The following is an 18356-nucleotide window of genomic DNA, read 5'->3' on the forward strand; positions in this document are numbered from 1 at the left end:
ACAATGCCTTATTGTTGCTCAAAGTTTATCCTAAACAAAAAAGAGTCGCATTTCAATGCGACTCTTTTTTGTTTTGTACAGCTCTGGATTTATTTTTCAGACAGTTTGATATCACGTTCTACCGAAACATTATCTCCGGTAACAGCATTACCATCCTTATCTACTAGAGTCAATTTTACTTTATTGTTGCCCATTGGCAGGCCTTTTATCTCATATGGGCCCCATTTGTCCAATGTAAATGTCTGGCCATTGATATCTGCAATTACCTTGTTGCCATCTGGAGCAAGTTTGGTATTGACTAGGTAAAAATCTAACAGGAGATTTTTTGTTTCATCTCCTTTATACTCACCTTTTGGTCGAGAATAGAAAAGTGATGGTTCCTTTGGTGTTGCATCTGTCGTCAATTTACCCGTTGCGTCAATCTTAAATTTTACCAATTTAGAAGCTTCAGTGGTTTTTATGGATTCATGATAGGATCTTGATAAAAATGAGAGCAGGTAATGTTCCGAATTTAACGATACTGTTACAGAGTTCTCGGGCTTGTATAGAGCCGTATAAGGTTTATTGTCTAAAATAAAATGAATATGTTGTCCATCATGCGAATTTGCCATATGGGCAGCATGGGCATCATCAGTCATCTCCGTTAATTTGAAATTCTTAATCGCATATTTTACAGTTACTTTTGCGGAGTCTGTTCCTACCTTTTCTGCAGTGATCGAGGCAATCTGCAGATCAGCTCCAGGAAATTCTTTCGAGTCTGCAATAGGACTAACGGTGATTGAGTCCATTTTTTGTGCAGTATTTGTATCGATACTGCTGCTTGAGTCAGCTCCACCTGTTGTACTTTTCGTAGATGAGTTGTTACACCCAATAGCGCCTACCATGAGCGCTACTGCAGCAGTAATACCGGTAATTCTGTAATACTTCATAATTTTTTTGTTTAATTTTTTAATCATTCAGCATCTTAAGTAACAGTCTATGTTCCTATTTTGTTTGTAATAAGTTGAAAAATAGGCCGTTTGGGCTACTCATTGAAGTTTAATACACAGTGAATTAAATATTTTTAAAAAAATAGTCATATTAGATGTAATAAATCGATAAGCTGAAATGTCTTGATTATATAAAAGGCACAGGTGATACGGAGATGGGGCAAAAGCCGATTAGAAGATTAAAATAGCGTAAGTCTCAATATTGACGATAATATGAACCAAGAGCAATTTAAAAATACCGTTTTCATCCATAAGGATAAGCTATTTCGCTTTGCGAAACGGATCTTGGTTGATGATGATGAGGCTTTCGATGCGGTACAAAATGTGATGATGCGGTTGTGGCAATTAAAAGATCAGCTGCTTCAATATAAAAATATGGAAGCCTTCTGCATGCAGAGTGTGAAAAATGAAGCGCTCAATCGTCTAAAAAAAGATAAGGTCAGGGCAGACTTTGTTGAGCGGCATCAGGTTGTTACCATGACGGAACATACTGTTGGGAATACGAAAGAAATTATCCTGAAAATGATCAATTCCCTTCCCGAAAAGCAACGGCTTGTTATGCATCTGCGCGATGTTGAGGATTATGATATCGATGAAATCAGTGAAGTATTGGAGATGGGCGAGTCTGCGGTCAGAGTTAATCTGATGCGTGCTAGACAGAAGGTAAAAGAACAATTGACAAAATTATTCGATTATGAAACCACGCGGATTTATTCAGGTAAAAAATAAACCCGAATGTTTCATCGTCTTTGAAAATAAGATGCACAGTGATGAAAGATAAGAAATTAAAAGAATTGGAAGAGAAGTACTTTAATGGCCAGTCGTCATTAGAGGAAGAAAGAGCATTGAAAAACTCGGATGATGTTTTTTTTCAATCATTGAATCAAGAAAAGAATAGAACAATGGACTGGTCCTTTGAAGACTTCCAAAGTGAGATCAATGAGGATAAGAAACGTATTGTATGGTGGAATAATAGCTGGATAAAATATGCTGCGGCAGCCATGTTGCTAATGGCTATTGGAATTGCGTTATTCCTAAATCAGGAGTCAACAACTCAAGTAACGGTACTTGCCGAAAAGGAAATGAAAGAGCTAAAATCCGCGGACAAGAAGCTGATCGAACATCAAAATGAAGAAACGGTAGTTTCCAATGCTAATGATAGCTTCCGTTCGGTGAAAAGCGGTAAGACGTTACAGATCGCAGAAACGGTCAAACATCCTAAAGTTAAAAAACGAGCGAAGGCATGGACTGAAAAGAAGAAAATAGTTGCTGAGAGTCTGCAATCAGTCGAAAGTGAACCCTATCAGGCAGATTATGTTGTTTTGAATGGGAAACCTGTCGCGAATGAACAGGAAGCTGTTGAACTGACCCTAAAATCTTTAGGCTTACTGGCAAATAATCTGGAAAATGGTGTAGATAAAGCAATGAATATAAAACAAATGTCAATAACGATTAACTAAAATAAAATGAAAGGTTTTTTAATAGCTTGCCTTCTACTTGTAGCAAGTATGGCAAATGCACAAATTTCAAAATTGGATAAACTTTTTGAACAATATCAAGGAAAGAAAGGTGTGACAACACTCAAAATCGGGGCGCCGATGTTCAAGCTATTGGGTAATTTGAAAATAGACGATGAGGATATGCAGACAATTACACCACTACTTAAGAATGTTAAATCGTTGCGGATGCTGATTGTTGAAGATGGAGAGGATAAAGCCTTAACAGGTATTATTCAAGGGGCAGTTTCAAATTTAAAATATGAAGAACTCATGTCGCTCAATAATGAAGGTCAGGATATCCGGTTCATGGTGGAAAATATGTCTGCAAATGCCGACATCCTAAACAATCTGTTACTAACGATCAACGGAGATGGGCAAAATCTATTTATGATCCTTGACGGGGCTATACCGTTGAAAGACGTGACTAGCTTGGTCAACGAAGGGAACAATAAAGTGAGTAAGAATAAAGGTGATAACAACAAAAAGTAGAAGATTATGAAAAGATTACTAACCTTGTTGTGCCTAGTTGGCGTTCTTTTCTCCATGCAGTCATGCATGATAAAAAAAGCCTCCAATATGGATTTCGTCAGCCGGTCTAATGTATCGGACGACGCCGAGATTGTTGCCATTAATTTACCAATGTGGTTAACAAAACCCTTTATGAAAAAAGCCTTAAAGGACGATAATGATGAAGAGTCTCGTGCAATGGCTGAAATTGTAAAGAAATTAAAGAAGTTCAGAATGCTGACACTTTCAAATAATGATAAAACGAAGAATGCACGGATTTTGGATGATTACCATAAGTTTTTGAAGAAGAACAAATTTGAGGAATTACTGGTTATTAACACGGATGGACAGGAGATTTCGCTGAATGCGCGAATTGATAAGAATAATGTTATTCAGCGGGTTTCTCTACTCGTTCATGATAACGAAGATGAAAGTGTTTTTATGGATATCAAAGGTAAGTTTTCATTGGATGAACTTATTGCCGGACTAAATAAGATGAAATCTAAAGATAAGAAGCTGGCAAACAAACTGTAATAAGCACGTTGATTCGAGCCTATACTTCCACTAACCCATAAAAAAAGCCCTCTAGTAATATACTGGAGGGCTTTTTTATAGTAGTTTGATTTTATGCACTAAAGACAATGTCTAAAGCATCGAAAATATGTTTTTTTGCCTGGTCAAGATCCGCTGCTGTATGTGCATCAGAAACAAAGCCTACTTCATAGCCTGAAGGACCAAAATATACGCCACGATTTAACAACTCGCGGTGCATAATTTTATAAGATTCCATCGATTTAGGATCGATTTCACTCGCTTTTTTAATTTCGTGCTGTTCTGTGAAGGCAAACCAAAAAATAGAAGCCACATGGAAAAGTTGAACTTTATATCCTTTCTCCGCAATATATGTACGCATATCATTGACGAAAGCTTCTGTTTTGGCATTTAAATTTGTGTAGAAGTCCTTTTGTGCCAAGATACCTAATGCGGCAATGCCGGCAGCCATAGCAACTGGATTTCCGGATAAAGTTCCGGCTTGGTAAACTGCACCATCAGGAGATATACAGGCCATCAATTCTTTTGAGGCTCCATAAGCACCGACAGGCATTCCGCCACCAATAATTTTGCCGTAGGTAATAATATCTGGTTGTACGTCATAGTAAGCCGAAGCACCTTCAAAACCAATACGGAATCCCGTGATCACTTCATCCATAATCAACATTGCACCATGTTCTTTGGTGATATTACGTAAGAAGTGAACATATTCCTTAGATTGCAACAATAAACCATTGTTTGCAGGTATACCCTCAATGATAACTGCGGCAATCTGATCTTTAAATTCTGCAAAAGCAGCTTCTAAAGCTTGCTTATCGTTTAATTCGATAACAATGGTTTCGTCTGCAAATGCTTTAGGTACACCAGCCGATGATGTCTCACCAAAAGTGACCAAACCAGAACCCGCTTTAACCAAAAGAGAATCGGAGTGGCCATGATAACAGCCATCAAATTTGATGATCTTATCACGTTTCGTATAGCCTCTAGCCAAACGGATTGCAGACATTACGGCCTCGGTGCCAGAACTGACAAAGCGAATTTTCTCAATAAATCTATTGTTTTCGATAATCAACTCAGCCAGTTGGTTCTCCAACGCAGTAGGAGCGCCAAAACTTAAGCCTTTCCCGAGTTGTGCCGCTACAGCTTCACGAACTTGATCATTATTGTGCCCTAAAATTAAGGGGCCCCATGAACAACAAAAATCGATGAATTCATTTCCGTCCGCATCCCACAGGTGTGCTTTATCGCCACGCTCAATAAATAATGGGGTACCATATACGGATTTGAAAGCCCTAACAGGAGAGTTTACGCCTCCAGGGAAATATTGTTTTGCTTTTTCAAATAGCTCAGCAGATTTTGCTCTTGAAATATCAGGTGCTTGCATAGTCTAAATAGTTGAATGCGAAATAAAACCTTTCTCCAATACTTCTTTGGAGTGGTAGGATAAGATTGCTGTAGCGCCAGCACGTCTGAAGCTCAATAACGTTTCTAGGATGACACGTTCGTCTAACCAGCCGTTTTGAATTGCCGCCTTTAACATCGCATATTCTCCACTGACATTATATACTGCAATAGGTAGATCGAAGTTGTCTGCAAGAAGTTTAACGATATCTAAGTAGGGAAGTCCTGGTTTCACCATCAGAAAATCCGCTCCTTCCTGTGCGTCGAGCTGTGCTTCAATAAGCGCCTCTTTTGCATTGGCAGGATTCATCTGGTAGGTCTTTTTATCGCCATGCTTGGGTGCCGAGCCTAAGGCATCTCTAAAAGGACCATAATAGGCCGAAGCATATTTTGCCGTATACGACATCAAAGAAACGTTAGTAAAACCATTATGGTCCAATAGCTCACGGATGTAACCGATGCGGCCATCCATCATATCTGATGGTGCAATGATATCTGCACCTGATTGTGCATGTGCCAAGGCCATTTTGCCCAATACCTCTAATGTCTCATCGTTTAGGATCTCACCGTTTTCGACAATTCCATCGTGCCCGTCACTGCTGTAAGGGTCCATGGCAACATCCGTTACGATACAAGCCTCCGGAAAATTTTTCTTTACCGCAGCAATTGCACGTAAGTATAAACTTCCATCACGGTAGCTTTCTGTAGCATATTTGTCTTTTAATGACTCTTCAATGTTAGGGAAAAGATCAAATGAACGTAAGCCCAACTTCAGGCAACTTTCCACTTCCTTCAATAGATTGTCTATTGAATAGCGATAGATGCCCGGCATCGATTTAACCTCAGTTTTTTGATTTTGCCCATCGACAATAAAAAGTGGGAAAATCAAATTTGACGCGTCTAAACGTGTCTCTTGAATCATGTCGCGAATCACGGCAGATTTACGATTTCTTCTCGGACGTTGTAACATTATATTAAGATTATTTATGATCTATGTTGTTTATTGCAATAGCAGTGCAATCGTTTACTGACTTTGAAATACAAACTACTTTATACGATTCTAATACTCCAATCCAAAAACGGCTTCGGAAAGGCCGATCTCATCAGGAGAATAAGGAAGGGTATAAGGCACATTCATCTCATCAAACTTTGCACCAGTAGAGCGGCCAATACAGATTACTTTTTGGCCTGGTTCCAGTAGGTTGTCTGCAAAATAAGCTTCCACATTGCTTGGACTGGTAAAGACCAATACCTCCGCATTGGATGGATCTACATTTTCTTCTAAGACCGTTTCATATACCGGTATATTGATAATTTTCGTCTCCGGGCTCAATGCTTTTTGGATCGTCTCCAAAGATTCCTTCGCACGTGGTATAAGCACGGTACCACCATTGGCCAATTCAGCAAATTTCTTCGCAATTTCCTCCATATTGATGCCCTCACTGTCGCCAGAGAAATCAGCAACGCGGTCATATTTGCGCAAAATCTCTTCCGAGCCACGGCCAATGACACCAATCTTGGTCTTTTTGCTCAAACGAGGCTCTAAATTGAAAAAGTGCTCAATGCCATTCTTGCTTGAAAATATAATCCAATCCACGTGTTTTAGGATAAAAGGATCCAATTTGTTGATGATGGGGAATATTTTGATCAAAGAGCGGCCTTCAATAGTGATATTGTGTTTGGCCATTGCCCTTGCGAAATAGGAATTTTCATCTACCTCCCGGGAGATAAATACAGATTGTGGCAACTTTCTATCCTTTGCATACTTGCTGAAAATACGCTCCGCTAAACGTGTCGTATCGGTATCTCTAAGGTAAACACGGTCAGGAAAATCTTCGCTTGTGTCAGCAATAGAGGCCCAAGCTTCGTATCCATCACCGCTTTTACGGCAATAACAGCCTAATGGCGCATGACATCCCGCGTCAAATTTATTTAATACCAAACGTTCTACGGAGATTGTTTTTGCTACTTCTTCATTGTTTAAGGGCTGTAAAGCGTCAAAAAGTTCCTTGTCGACTTCACGGATCTGAATAGCAAGTACCCCTTGAGCCGGTGCCGGGATAATTTCAACAGGAGGAATCTCCTCCACATGAAAATCTGTAATATCCATTTCAATACGGCTAATACCTGCCTTTGCAAGTACGATAGCATCGTATTGCTCATCACGTAGCTTCTGGATTCTTGTCTGTAAATTACCACGGAGATCGTCAAATTCTAGATCCGGACGTAGCGCCGAGATCTGCGCTTTTCTACGGTTGGATGATGTCCCAACAGTCGCATTGTGTTTTAATGAAAGACGTTTTTTGATATCCACACAATCTTTGTGGATAATCAATAATTCAGCGGGATCCTCACGCTCAGAAACCGCAGCAATGATCAATCCCGGAGGGTTGACCGTAGGTAAATCTTTGTGTGAGTGTACAGCTAAATCAATGGTACCGCTTAAAAGCTCCTCTTCAAGCTCTTTGGTGAAAAATCCTTTGCCTTCTAATTTATCCAAACGAAGGTGTTGAATGATATCCCCTTGTGTTTTAATGACTTTTAATTCTGCTTCAATTCCGATTTCTGCCAATCGATCTTTTACAAAATTTGCCTGCCACATGGCAAGAACACTTCCCCGGGTACCAATAATTAGTTTTCTATTCACGTTAATTTTACTTTACCTATTAAAACAATCACAAAATGTTCCCCCAGTAGCGACGTATTCAACTAGCACAGCATGTGTTTTAATTCAATTGAGCCCCGGAAATAAACAATTTCGGAAAAATGTGTTTAATACCATTAATCAGAGCAAAAATAAATAAATAGAAGGAATATGTTGACACGTTACTGTCATTATATGTCAGGAAATAATTGACAAACCGAAATTTAAAGAAACAGTCAAAGGATAGCTCCGGGTGACGGGCGCAGATTCATTCCGCTAATAGGCATTGGTGCAAAACCTAGGGAAGCAACAAAAAGTAATAGAATATAACTCTGTTCGAAGAGGAAGCTTAGTATTAGTTTTTTTCCGTTTCTGGAGTTTTAACCAAAATTTCTTTCGCCATAACCATTGGAACTTTGATGTATTTCTTTTCCATATAGTTGATGACTTTTTCCAATACTTCTCTCGCTTCGGGGGTTAGGGCTTGAACCTCTTGAGCAAAAACCTCATTTAGCGCAAATGACTTAATTTCTTTAATCTTTTCAGGAACCTCACGCATAGCAACCTCTACACGTCGCTGTTTGATTAAAGGTAAAAATTCTTGGATATTGTCCTGTATAATCTTTTCGGCACTCTCCAATTCGTTATAACGCTCTTGGATGTTTTTCTCCGCAATAGCTTGTAAGCTGCTCACTTCAATATAATGAATCGGATTATTTTGGAGAACTTCAGCATCAATATCATTCGGAACGGCTAAGTCAATGATTATTTTCTTATCCGTTTCTCCGTTTAATAAGGATTGATAAAGTGTGTTGTCAATAATGGAGGTCGGAGCACCTGTGCAAGTAATTAAAATATCAAAGCCTTCTTTGTACTGATCAATATCAGCTAGGGGATAAGCTTCAGCATTTAATTCTTCGGCTAAGGCCTTTGCGTTCTCTAGTGTGCGGTTGAAAATAACGAACTTAGCTTTTTGGTTCTTTTGGAAATATTTCGCTAAGTTCTGATTGGTTTCTCCAGAACCGATGATGACGATTCTAGGGTTTTCAACCAGTTTTAGTTCGCGCAATTTGCGATAGGCAAGCGAGACAACGGAAATTGGGTTTCTGGAAATTTTAGTATGGGTGTATACTTCTTTAGCCGTTTTTACGAGACGATCCATCATCAGACGTAGAAAATCTCCAGTAAAACCAGCTTCTCTACAACGATCATAAGCCCGACGTACCTGTGCCAAAATTTCTTTTTCACCAACAACAAGACTTTCAAGTGAACATGACATCCGAAGCAGGTGGTTTAAAGCATCCATACCCTCGTATTTGTTAACCTGTCCTAAATAACATTGTAGTCTCTCCTGCGGAACACAGAAGTTCAATTTTCCCATAAAATCAGCAATGAATTCATGGGTCAATTCGTGAGCACCATAAAATACAAACTCTACTCGGTTACAAGTACCAATATAAAAGATCTCTGGAATGTCTAGGCTATGCTTTAGATTGATGAGGCGACTTTCTAAATCCTCATTGCAGATCACTAGATTACCTAGATCTTTTAGTTCGACATGTTTATGAGTAAACGCTAATACTTTAAGATTTTTCAAAGCTCTAATCCCTCGCTTATATTTAACGGTACAAATGTAGCTTAAAAGCTTTGTGCTTGTGTCAAAAATCTGTCAAAGGGATTAATTTAGAAAGATTTTAAATAGCTGATTTTGATGGTTATATGTCTGTAATTCAGGTGTTTGTTTTGCGTATCAATATCGAATGATTTTCGTCACGATCTGTCGTGACGAAAATTTTAAGCGATAAAATACGATAAACTACTCTTTAATACCTGTATTTGTAGTTGCAGAGTCGATGGTGACATCTTGCAATTCTTCCACATAAGGCTCCTCTTCGGAAGTGGTAGCTTCCTGAATTTCACTATCACTGTATTGGTAATAGCTGTCGAAGGTCTTGCTGCTTTTATTGTAAATTAATGCGTACTTGGAATTTTTATTCTTGACAATAATTCCATCAGCAGGAGCAGGTACTAACTTCATCTCATCCATAAAAATTTTTTGTCCCTTTTTGAAGCTGTTGATGAGTGGCAGTTCGCTTGAATATTCCTTCCAGAATAAAATATCGCCTTTTGCTGAAATGATCCAGATGGCACTGCTCTGGTAGTCGTTCTTTTCTACCAAAAAAGCCATTTCTTTATTCCAACTGTCTGAATCGTTGCGGTCGGTAAAGTTCCCATAACAGAAAACAGATTTAGCACGATCTTTTATCCGTGTAAACTTGTATATCGGTTTATCATCTACAGGTTCAAGGTAGTTATTACCCATGAATATCTTTGTAATACCCCTTCTATAGCGTAACGGGATATTATCGTATTCGGGAATCGTGAAGATTGCATTGTTCCAGTGTTGATAGTCTTCCAGTGAACTCCAACCATCAGCATCTTCCAGGTCTTTGGGATCTGCATTGTCAAACCCCACAACAGCTGTTGCGGTACTATCCACCTGCAAGCCGTCGAAAGCTTGTCGATGGCTATAGTTGTAATATCCGCCGCCAGCAGCCAGGACAACCAACAGTAAGACGCCAATAATGATATAGACCTTTTTCTTTTTATTAGGCTGTGCAGGTCGTTCTGTTGCGATTTCTTCAACTTCTCTTTTCATGTTTGTTATTCGGCTTAAATGCTAAAAATTATATTCATCTCTTTTAAACAAGTGAAAAACAGATTCTAAATGATTGATGATCTTTGTGTTAGTTTTGTTTTTTATTTGTTCTAAGCGTTAATTGCGCTTAAAAATAGAATAATTTTTCAAAAAGTGAAATACAAGTTATATATGTGTCAATATTCAACTTATATTCGTAGCAATTTTAAAGTAATTTGAACCATGATTATTATCAAAAAATACTTTGCCATTGTTGGACTAGTCATTTCTTTTTTGTCCAGCATGACACCATTCTTAAAAGTGCCTATTAAGGGAAATTGGAATTTATATCAGGTAGATGCCTATTTGTTCTTTATCACATTACTTATTCTCGGGGTGACTGCCCTCTTGTTTTTTGTCCGTGCGGTTCGAGCTTATCAGTGGATGACCCGATTGGCCGCCTGTTGGTACCTGTTGAGTATAACAGCGGTCTGGTTTAAGATCAATAATTATTTCGGCTGGGGATTTGCCGATAAATTGCTTTCTAAATCCCTGCACATGCGCTGGGGCTGGATTGTCTATTTGGTTGGCATTGTACTATTATTGTTGAGCACCAGGAAGGTTTCTGCGACGGCTGAATAAAATAAAGCCGTTTACCAAATAAAAAATAAGCTAGATGAATTTCATCTAGCTTATTTTTTATTTGGACGATGTGGTATGAAATGATTTTTCAGCTTATCCAGTCCTAAATCCTCTTCAATCTTATCCAGTTCGTAGGACCATATTTTTTCATCCAAAATTTCGTTGAGGACTTTTGGATTAGTAAGATCTACAGGACGTACACGCTGTTCTCTGTTGATTGGTGAGGTCAGTTCCTGCAAACTACCACTATGCCGTATGATCTGAAAACGGAAGGTAGGCCATTTCCCAACATTTGCAAAGTTGCCTGTATAAAACTGCATCGAATCGTGTGGCGGTATTTTATTGCTGAAAATACCTTTCACTTTATTCGCTGTAGCTTCAGCTACGGACACCAGGAGCTCAAAACTCGTTTCATTGATGATATGTAATTTGGCAAGTCCATCTTTGTGGTCTCCCGAAATTGCCAAAAGTATTCCTTTTTCGATAAATCGATGTGGTGTCAGTGGTGTCGCATGCTGGTCAAGTTCATCATCTGCACGGCGCATATTGCCGAAGACGAGGGTGATTTTATCCATGGGCACCGGAATCTCAAAACCAGTGTCGTCTGTAACGCCTACAATATCGTTGGGCTGCATGGATGTGATATGCCCCTCAATGGGCTCATCGACAAACCGTACTAAGTCGCCTATTCTAAATTTCATGTTTACTTTACTTTTGTGTCAATAATATATAGTAGCTTCTCAAGATCCGAGTGATCATTGTATAAATGAAATCCAACACGGATCCCCGATCCTCGGGGAAAGCATTTTATGCCCTCATCCAGGAGGGTCTGATAATTGTCGGGGTTGATCTGAATATTGAAAATATTGCTCTGCGGACGTCTATTGATGATGCTGTCCAATAACAGTTTCCGGTCGGCAAGTTCAGCGCGGGCATCTGCAATTAACTTTTGGGTATAGGCCACTGTTTCGGAAAATCCCCATTCCTCCAATTGAAGAAGGGACTGCTGTAGCGTTCCGTGCGATAGGGTGTCCAGATGCCCTGGTTCAAAACAGAGTTGTACCACAGATTTATTCATCCATTGATTGTTGAGGAAGCTGTAATTTTTTTGGATATCCGCATAAAGTATCGCTTTGAGTCTGTCACTTAAGAGAACAAAACCATTGCCAAAGCCAGCCATAAGCCATTTGTATCCACTGGATAATACGGCGTCAAAGCCCGAAAGCGTAAAATCAAAAAGATCTGTTCCCAAAAACTGGGTGCCGTCGCCTACAATCAACAACTCGGGATGCTGATGCTTTAATTCCTGTATGAAAGATAGGTCTATTTTTAATCCCGAAATATATTGAACAATGGAAAGAATAAGGACATCTGGTTTAAATGTTGCTATTGTGTCCAATAAATTCGTTTCCAGCTGTTCGTCCATCCTGACAAATTGATGTTCAAAACCGCTTATAATTGTAGGAAAATTAACAGAAGGATAATCATTGTCCAATAGCAGCACTTTCGATTGTTTCGGTAAACCTGCCAATAGCGCATTGAAGGCAAAGGAAAAACAACTTGATAAGAACACATTTTGGGAAGGGCAACTAAAGAATTTACCGAGCGTATCCCGACAGGCATCTAAAGTTGCGCCTTGCTGTTCGCGTAAGGTGCTGTTCGCGTCAAAGAAATCTTGGTCTCTTTGGGCCCGCCATGCCTTTGTTTCACGTGAAAGTAAGCCGGATCCGGGTGTGGTGAGGTAAGTTACCGCTGAAGCGATGTCAAAATGTTTACGATAGGGACTACTCATGTCTTTGGTCTTTTGTTAGTATTGCTAAATAATCTGTCAAGGAAAGGTATTCACCGCCCATGCTTTCCAAATGATCCGTGTGAAATTGGCAATCAATTAAACGTAGTTCAATTTCTTGGGCAAGATAAATCAGGGCCGCTTTCGACGCGTTGGCGACTTTTGAAAACATGCTTTCACCACAAAAGACACCACGGATTAACACGCCATAAAGCCCCCCAACCAATATACCATCTTGCCATACTTCCACCGAATGTGCATAACCTAACTCAGCAAGTTTACTGTATGCGTGAATCATGTCCTGGGTTATCCAGGTTCCAGCCTGGTCTTTTCTATTGATAGTCGCGCAAAGCTGAATGACTTCTCTAAAGCTTTGGTCTATCGAGAAGGAGAATGTCTTTTTACGGAGAACACTGGCCATGCTGTTGCTGATCTTGATCTTGGACGGATTGATCACAAATCTGGGATTTGGGGCATACCAAAGTATGGGGCTATCATCGCTGAACCATGGAAAAATTCCATTACTATAGGCCAGTAGCAAACGATCTACCGAAAGATCTCCGCCTACGGCGAGTAAACCATCTTCTTCTGCATAGCTTGGGTGTGGAAACTCCAGTCTGTTCGTATCCAGTTCAAATACCATGGTTGTTTAACATGCTGCGGTAGATGGTATTATTCTGGCTGACGCGGTTCTTTGCCGATCTCTTCAAATAGTTTATCCATGTGTTCAACATATTCGTTGGTATCATCGAGGAAGAACTCCAATTGAGGGACAATCTTTACCTGGTTCTTAATTTTTGCTCCCAGTTTGTAGCGTATTTCCGATGTTTTGGAACGAATGGCCTTCATATCTTCCTGTGCCGTTTTTGTGTTTAAAAAGCTCACGTAAACACGGGCAATTGCCAAATCAGGCGTAACACGAACACGTGTAACCGTGATAAATGCGCCGGGAGCCCATGAATTACCTTCGCGTTGAAATAATGCTGCTAAATCCTGTTGAATCACCCCAGCAAAACGTTGCTGTCTCTTGCTTTCTGTTCCCATCGTATACGTTTTATGTTGAATATTCTCAATTATGTCTAAACAAAAATAGCCAAAATTTCAATTAAAAGAGAAACTTGACCCGACATAAGAAAAAAGGCACATCTTGGTTTGACGTGCCTTTAAATTTCGATTCACAATTGGTTAGGTAATTTCTTTCAAGTTTTAAGACTTTGAGGTCTATCATATTTGGTTTGAAATTTCGGTGTATTTAAAGCGGTAAGTATTTACTAACCTTACCATCTTCTATTTTTTCATCTCCCTTACACTACAAACATAGGAATACTTAAAAAACTGACAAAATAACTTTTAAAAATAAAGTGAGTGGTTACTTATTATATGTGTTTATCGCGATTTAACAAACTTTTAACATTTTATTTTTTTTGTAACAGCCTTTTTTTTCCACCTGATTTTTTTGTTTTTCATCCAATTGTCCGCGCAAAATGTATGCAATCTTTGCATTGATATAACCATTTGCAATTGGTATTTTTGTAAAAATTGTATGTGATAGAATTATCAGGAGCTTCAATCAATACTAAACCGACAAAAGGCTTTTGATGATAATAGGATCAAAAAGAAATTATACGAATGAAAATCTGGCAAAAAAATATAGATGTCGATTCTTTTGTAGAATCGTTTACGGTAGGCAATGACCGCGTAATGGACCTGCAACTTGCTGCTGCGGATGTTTTGGGTTCATTGGCCCATACACGCATGCTGAATAGCATAAACCTGATGACCGATGAGGATCTAGCGCTTGTTCAAAAAGAACTGAAAAATATCTATAAAGAAATTTTAGCCGGTGACTTTCGTATAGAAGACTCGGTAGAAGATGTGCATTCGCAGGTTGAGATGCTGCTTACGCAGCGTATTGGAGAGGCAGGTAAGAAAATTCACTCCGGCAGATCCCGTAATGACCAGGTTTTGGTCGACCTAAAATTATACTTTCGCTCAGAGATTCAGCATATCATCCAGAATACGGAGGCTCTTTTTAATGAATTGATCCAGCTCAGCGAGCGATATAAACATATTTTGATCCCTGGATACACCCACTTACAGATCGCGATGCCTTCATCGTTTGGATTATGGTTCGGTGCTTACGCGGAAAGTCTTGTGGATGATCTGGAAATGATGCGTGCAGCATGGAAGGTTTGTAATAAAAATCCGTTAGGATCTGCTGCAGGGTATGGGTCATCCTTTCCATTGAATAGAACGATGACGACGCAATTGCTGGGATTTGAAGACCTCAATTATAATGTAGTTTATGCACAGATGGGAAGAGGGAAGACTGAACGCATCTTGGCACAGGGCATGAGTTCCATCGCGGCGACATTGGCCAAGTTTGCCATGGACGTATGTTTGTATATCAACCAAAATTTTGGCTTTATCTCTTTTCCTGCACATTTGACTACGGGATCGAGCATCATGCCACACAAGAAAAACCCGGATGTCTTCGAGCTGATCCGTTCACGCTGTAATAAAATACAGGCCTTGCCAAATGAAATTGCGTTGATGACGACCAACCTTCCATCGGGTTACCATAGAGATCTTCAATTGTTAAAGGAAAATTTATTCCCAGCGTTTAAATCGCTCAATGAATGTCTTGAAATCGCAACCTTTATGTTGGAAAATATAACTGTAAAAGACAATATCCTGGACGATCCAAAATACGATTATTTGTTCTCTGTTGAAGTCGTGAACAATGAGGTCCTTAAGGGAGTTCCTTTCCGGGAGGCCTACAGGACTATCGGTATTGATATTGATGAAGGGCGTTTCAAGCCATCAAAAGAGGTAAATCATACCCACGAGGGAAGCATAGGAAATCTTTGCAATGATCAAATTCAACGTATGTTTGCCGAGGTCAAAGCAACTTTTGGTTTTGAAAAAGTCGAATCTGCACTGGATGACCTTTTAAAATAAAAAATGTGCTGTGGCCCTACAGAGGAAACAGCACATCATGTTCTTATTTTTTTATGGAGAACTTAAAATGTGTCTCGGAGTCGAATGATTCGCCTGCTTTTAACAAGGTTGAAGGAAATTCCGCTTGATTGGGTGTATCCGGAAAATGCTGTGTTTCCAGGCAGAATCCGGCATAAGGAAGATACTTGTAACCTCTTTTGCCAAAATCATTTCCGGTCATCCAGTTTGCTGTATAAAGTTGTACGCCCGGCTCCGTTGTAAAAACATCCAGCTGAATGCCCGTGTTTTTAGAATAGACTGTTGCACAAGGCTGCGATATAGGCTGGTTGTTGACATAACAATGATCATACCCTTTGGCAGCGATCAATTGTTCGTTATTTGCAGTAATATCTTGTACAATAGGTTTGGGTATGCGGAAGTCGAAGGCGGTGCCCTCCACAGGTACTATTGCATTCGGTATCTGGTTGTCGTCTACAAATAAGACTTCATCTGAATTGATCTGAAGGATCTGCTGCAATACGTCGCCACTGCCTTCCCCATCCAGATTGAAGTACGTATGATTGGTCAAGTTGACGTGCGTATCAGCATCCGATTGCGCATGATATTTGATAATGATCTCGTTATTTCTGGTCAAGGTATAAGAAACCATAACTTTTAGATTCCCTGGAAATCCTTCTTCACCATCTTGGGAAACATAATAAAATTCGACGTGCGATTGATAAGTGACCCTTCTGTCCCAAACCTTATCATGAAAGCCCGAAACACCCCCATGAAGGCAATTGTTACCATTGTTTTGCGGAAGCGTATAGTGTTTTCCGTTGATTTCAAATTTGCCTTCAGCAATGCGATTGGCGAAACGGCCCGCTGTGCAGCCATGGTATTTCTCATCAGAATCCAAGTAGGCCTGAATGGAATCGAAGCCCAGTGCAACATCCACCAAATTTCCCTTGTTATCAGGTACCAAAATGCTGACAATACGTGCACCGTAATCCGTTAAGAGTACTTGCATGCCCCCTTCGTTTTTTAATAAGAGCAAATGCGTGTTTTTGCCGTCGATTGTACCTTCAAAATGTTTTGGAATAAGTGTTTGATATTTCGTCATGATGAATCCCTATTGGTATTTAGGTTAAAGATACAGAATATAACCAGTATAAAAATGACTTTGACAACAGCTGTTTGTAAAATTTGTCATTTTGAAATGCAATCCAGGATACTGTTGCAAAAATGACTCCTGGACAGGTAAATAACAGCAGTAAAATATAACGATAGGCGTACAGTCATTCGGGTAATTTCCGAACCGGTCTCCTATGATTATAATTGTATTTAAAGGCAAATTTATCTAAGTTTGCGCTATGTCTGAAAAAATGAATTGGAAAGATTTGCTCTCCGCAAAGCGCTGGGGTTACGAAGATCGGAGCGTAGATAGTTACCTGGTGGCCCGGTCGGAATTTCAACGGGATTATGATCGTTTGATCTTTTCATCCCCATTTCGGAGATTACAGAATAAAACGCAGGTTTTTCCACTTCCTGGCGCGGTATTCGTACACAATAGGTTGACACATAGTTTAGAAGTTGCCAGTGTAGGACGCTCTTTGGGACGTATGTTTTATGCACAGTTGAAAGAGGAAAATCCAAACCTGGATAATGATTACCCTTTTTTGCAAGAAGTCGGAAATATTATCTCTGCGGCGTGTTTGTCACATGACCTGGGCAACCCGGCCTTTGGTCACTCGGGTGAATCCGCCATATCCACGTATTTCACAGATGGCGATGGACGTAAATACCAAGAGCAGGTAACGGCCGAAGAATGGGCCGATCTGACCCACTTTGAAGGAAATGCCAATGCCCTACGGATTCTGACACATGCCTTTCAAGGAAAGGATCCTAAAGGTTTTGCATTGACCTATACTTCCCTGGCTTCCATTGTAAAATACCCCTGTCTGGCAATTGATGGCCACCTCAAGAAAAGCCATCATCGCAAGAAATATGGTTTTTTTACGGAAGAACAAAAAGCTTTTGAGAAGGTTGCCAATGAATTGGGATTATTAAAAGATCCTTCCAATCCAAAGGGCTACCTAAGACATCCCTTGGTTTATCTCGTGGAGGCTGCGGATGATATCTGTTACAATATTATTGACTTGGAAGATGCACATCATCTTAAGATATTGTCCTATCAAGAAGTGGAAGAATTATTATTGCCGCTCTGTGGCAAAGAAAATCTTCGCGACAGGCTCGATGGATTGCTGGATACCCCAAGCCGTGTAGCATTGTTGCGTGCTAAAGCGATCAATACCTTGATTAAAGGATGTGTTGATGTCTTTGTGCGTGAGCAGGACAAATTTCTGTCAGGAACTTTCGGATCAGCGCTAATGGATGCTTTAGATGAGGACATTGTTACACAAATGAAAAAAATCTCGAAGATTTCCATTGCAAAAATCTATAATGCGCCCACGGTTGTGCAAATTGAGATTGCTGGTTACCGGGTGATGGATGCCCTATTAAAAGAGTTTGTTCCGGCATACCTAAAGAAGAACAAGAACAATTACGATAAAAAGCTCGTTGCATTAATTCCTGAACAATTTTATACGGATAAACAAGATTCGTATTCAAAAATCCGTTGTGTATTGGATTTTGTTTCAGGTATGACTGACGTTTATGCCATAGAGCTGTACCGTAAAATCAAGGGAATAACAATACCATCCATAGAATAGGGACGTTTCAGGTAAAGGGATAA

18 protein-coding genes are annotated in these 18356 nt (G+C 39.7%); 7 read left to right on the forward strand and 11 right to left on the reverse strand.

Going from position 1 to position 18356, the window contains the following annotated elements; translation table 11 throughout:
• Window positions 1-89: 89 nt before the first annotated feature.
• Window positions 90-929 carry a hypothetical protein gene (locus tag AAW12_RS17505; protein WP_046674989.1) on the reverse strand — a complete coding sequence of 280 codons (840 nt, stop codon included), beginning with the start codon at window positions 927-929 and terminating at the stop codon, window positions 90-92.
• 273 nt (window positions 930-1202) lie between these two features.
• On the opposite strand from AAW12_RS17505, the gene AAW12_RS17510 reads away from it, so the two are divergent.
• Genes AAW12_RS17510 through AAW12_RS17525 form a run of 4 tightly spaced genes read left to right on the forward strand, consistent with a single transcriptional unit; the run spans window position 1203 to window position 3529 of the window.
• Window positions 1203-1718, forward strand: a complete 516-nt coding sequence (locus tag AAW12_RS17510) for an RNA polymerase sigma factor (RefSeq protein WP_046674924.1) — start codon at window positions 1203-1205, stop codon at window positions 1716-1718.
• Window positions 1719-1759: 41 nt separating this feature from the next.
• The gene (locus tag AAW12_RS17515; RefSeq protein WP_046674925.1) at window positions 1760-2449 is read left to right on the forward strand and encodes a hypothetical protein; all 690 of its coding nucleotides are present in this window, start codon (window positions 1760-1762) and stop codon (window positions 2447-2449) included.
• Window positions 2450-2455: 6 nt separating this feature from the next.
• Window positions 2456-2977: a DUF4252 domain-containing protein gene (locus tag AAW12_RS17520; protein WP_046674926.1), complete on the forward strand. Its 522-nt coding sequence runs from the start codon at window positions 2456-2458 to the stop codon at window positions 2975-2977.
• A gap of 6 nt (window positions 2978-2983) precedes the next feature.
• Window positions 2984-3529, forward strand: coding sequence for a DUF4252 domain-containing protein (locus AAW12_RS17525; RefSeq protein ID WP_083295802.1), 546 nt, complete (start codon window positions 2984-2986; stop codon window positions 3527-3529).
• 91 nt (window positions 3530-3620) lie between these two features.
• Here AAW12_RS17525 and hemL read toward each other — a convergent pair whose 3' ends face one another.
• The 5 genes from hemL to AAW12_RS17550 all read right to left on the reverse strand — a co-directional run bounded on the left by hemL (window position 3621) and on the right by AAW12_RS17550 (window position 10251).
• The gene (hemL, locus tag AAW12_RS17530; RefSeq protein WP_046674928.1) at window positions 3621-4931 is read right to left on the reverse strand and encodes a glutamate-1-semialdehyde 2,1-aminomutase; all 1311 of its coding nucleotides are present in this window, start codon (window positions 4929-4931) and stop codon (window positions 3621-3623) included.
• A gap of 3 nt (window positions 4932-4934) precedes the next feature.
• Window positions 4935-5918, reverse strand: a complete 984-nt coding sequence (gene hemB, locus AAW12_RS17535; protein ID WP_046674929.1) for a porphobilinogen synthase — start codon at window positions 5916-5918, stop codon at window positions 4935-4937.
• Between the two features lie 90 nt (window positions 5919-6008).
• Window positions 6009-7595 carry a hydroxymethylbilane synthase gene (gene hemC, locus AAW12_RS17540; protein ID WP_046674930.1) on the reverse strand — a complete coding sequence of 529 codons (1587 nt, stop codon included), beginning with the start codon at window positions 7593-7595 and terminating at the stop codon, window positions 6009-6011.
• A gap of 352 nt (window positions 7596-7947) precedes the next feature.
• Window positions 7948-9189 carry a glutamyl-tRNA reductase gene (hemA, locus tag AAW12_RS17545; RefSeq protein WP_046674931.1) on the reverse strand — a complete coding sequence of 414 codons (1242 nt, stop codon included), beginning with the start codon at window positions 9187-9189 and terminating at the stop codon, window positions 7948-7950.
• A gap of 219 nt (window positions 9190-9408) precedes the next feature.
• Complete coding sequence (locus AAW12_RS17550) at window positions 9409-10251, reverse strand: hypothetical protein (RefSeq protein WP_053003779.1); 843 nt, start codon at window positions 10249-10251, stop codon at window positions 9409-9411.
• A gap of 222 nt (window positions 10252-10473) precedes the next feature.
• Between AAW12_RS17550 and AAW12_RS17555 the strand changes: the two genes are divergently transcribed.
• Window positions 10474-10872 (forward strand): hypothetical protein, encoded by a 399-nt coding sequence (locus tag AAW12_RS17555; protein WP_046674932.1) that lies wholly within the window; start codon window positions 10474-10476, stop codon window positions 10870-10872.
• Window positions 10873-10922: 50 nt separating this feature from the next.
• On the opposite strand, the gene AAW12_RS17560 is transcribed toward AAW12_RS17555, so the two are convergent.
• Genes AAW12_RS17560 through rbfA form a run of 4 tightly spaced genes read right to left on the reverse strand, consistent with a single transcriptional unit; the run spans window position 10923 to window position 13705 of the window.
• Window positions 10923-11573 (reverse strand): hypothetical protein, encoded by a 651-nt coding sequence (locus AAW12_RS17560; RefSeq protein ID WP_046674933.1) that lies wholly within the window; start codon window positions 11571-11573, stop codon window positions 10923-10925.
• A 2-nt stretch (window positions 11574-11575) separates the two neighbouring features.
• Entirely contained in the window at window positions 11576-12664 is a 1089-nt protein-coding gene (locus AAW12_RS17565; protein ID WP_046674934.1) for an aminotransferase class V-fold PLP-dependent enzyme, read from the reverse strand.
• On the reverse strand, window positions 12657-13304 hold the full coding sequence (gene aat / locus AAW12_RS17570) for a leucyl/phenylalanyl-tRNA--protein transferase (RefSeq protein WP_046674935.1): 648 nt from the start codon (window positions 13302-13304) through the stop codon (window positions 12657-12659). The genes AAW12_RS17565 and aat overlap by 8 nt, the downstream gene beginning before the upstream one ends.
• 29 nt (window positions 13305-13333) lie before the next feature.
• Window positions 13334-13705: a 30S ribosome-binding factor RbfA gene (gene rbfA, locus AAW12_RS17575; RefSeq protein ID WP_046674936.1), complete on the reverse strand. Its 372-nt coding sequence runs from the start codon at window positions 13703-13705 to the stop codon at window positions 13334-13336.
• A 585-nt stretch (window positions 13706-14290) separates the two neighbouring features.
• Between rbfA and argH the strand changes: the two genes are divergently transcribed.
• Window positions 14291-15622: an argininosuccinate lyase gene (argH, locus tag AAW12_RS17580; RefSeq protein WP_046674937.1), complete on the forward strand. Its 1332-nt coding sequence runs from the start codon at window positions 14291-14293 to the stop codon at window positions 15620-15622.
• Window positions 15623-15665: 43 nt separating this feature from the next.
• Here argH and AAW12_RS17585 read toward each other — a convergent pair whose 3' ends face one another.
• On the reverse strand, window positions 15666-16724 hold the full coding sequence (locus tag AAW12_RS17585) for an aldose epimerase family protein (RefSeq protein ID WP_046674938.1): 1059 nt from the start codon (window positions 16722-16724) through the stop codon (window positions 15666-15668).
• A 250-nt stretch (window positions 16725-16974) separates the two neighbouring features.
• Between AAW12_RS17585 and AAW12_RS17590 the strand changes: the two genes are divergently transcribed.
• On the forward strand, window positions 16975-18333 hold the full coding sequence (locus AAW12_RS17590; protein WP_046674939.1) for a deoxyguanosinetriphosphate triphosphohydrolase: 1359 nt from the start codon (window positions 16975-16977) through the stop codon (window positions 18331-18333).
• Window positions 18334-18356: the final 23 nt, after the last annotated feature.

The sequence above is a fragment of the Sphingobacterium sp. Ag1 genome, from assembly GCF_000988325.1.
Classification (GTDB): Bacteria; Bacteroidota; Bacteroidia; order Sphingobacteriales; family Sphingobacteriaceae; genus Sphingobacterium.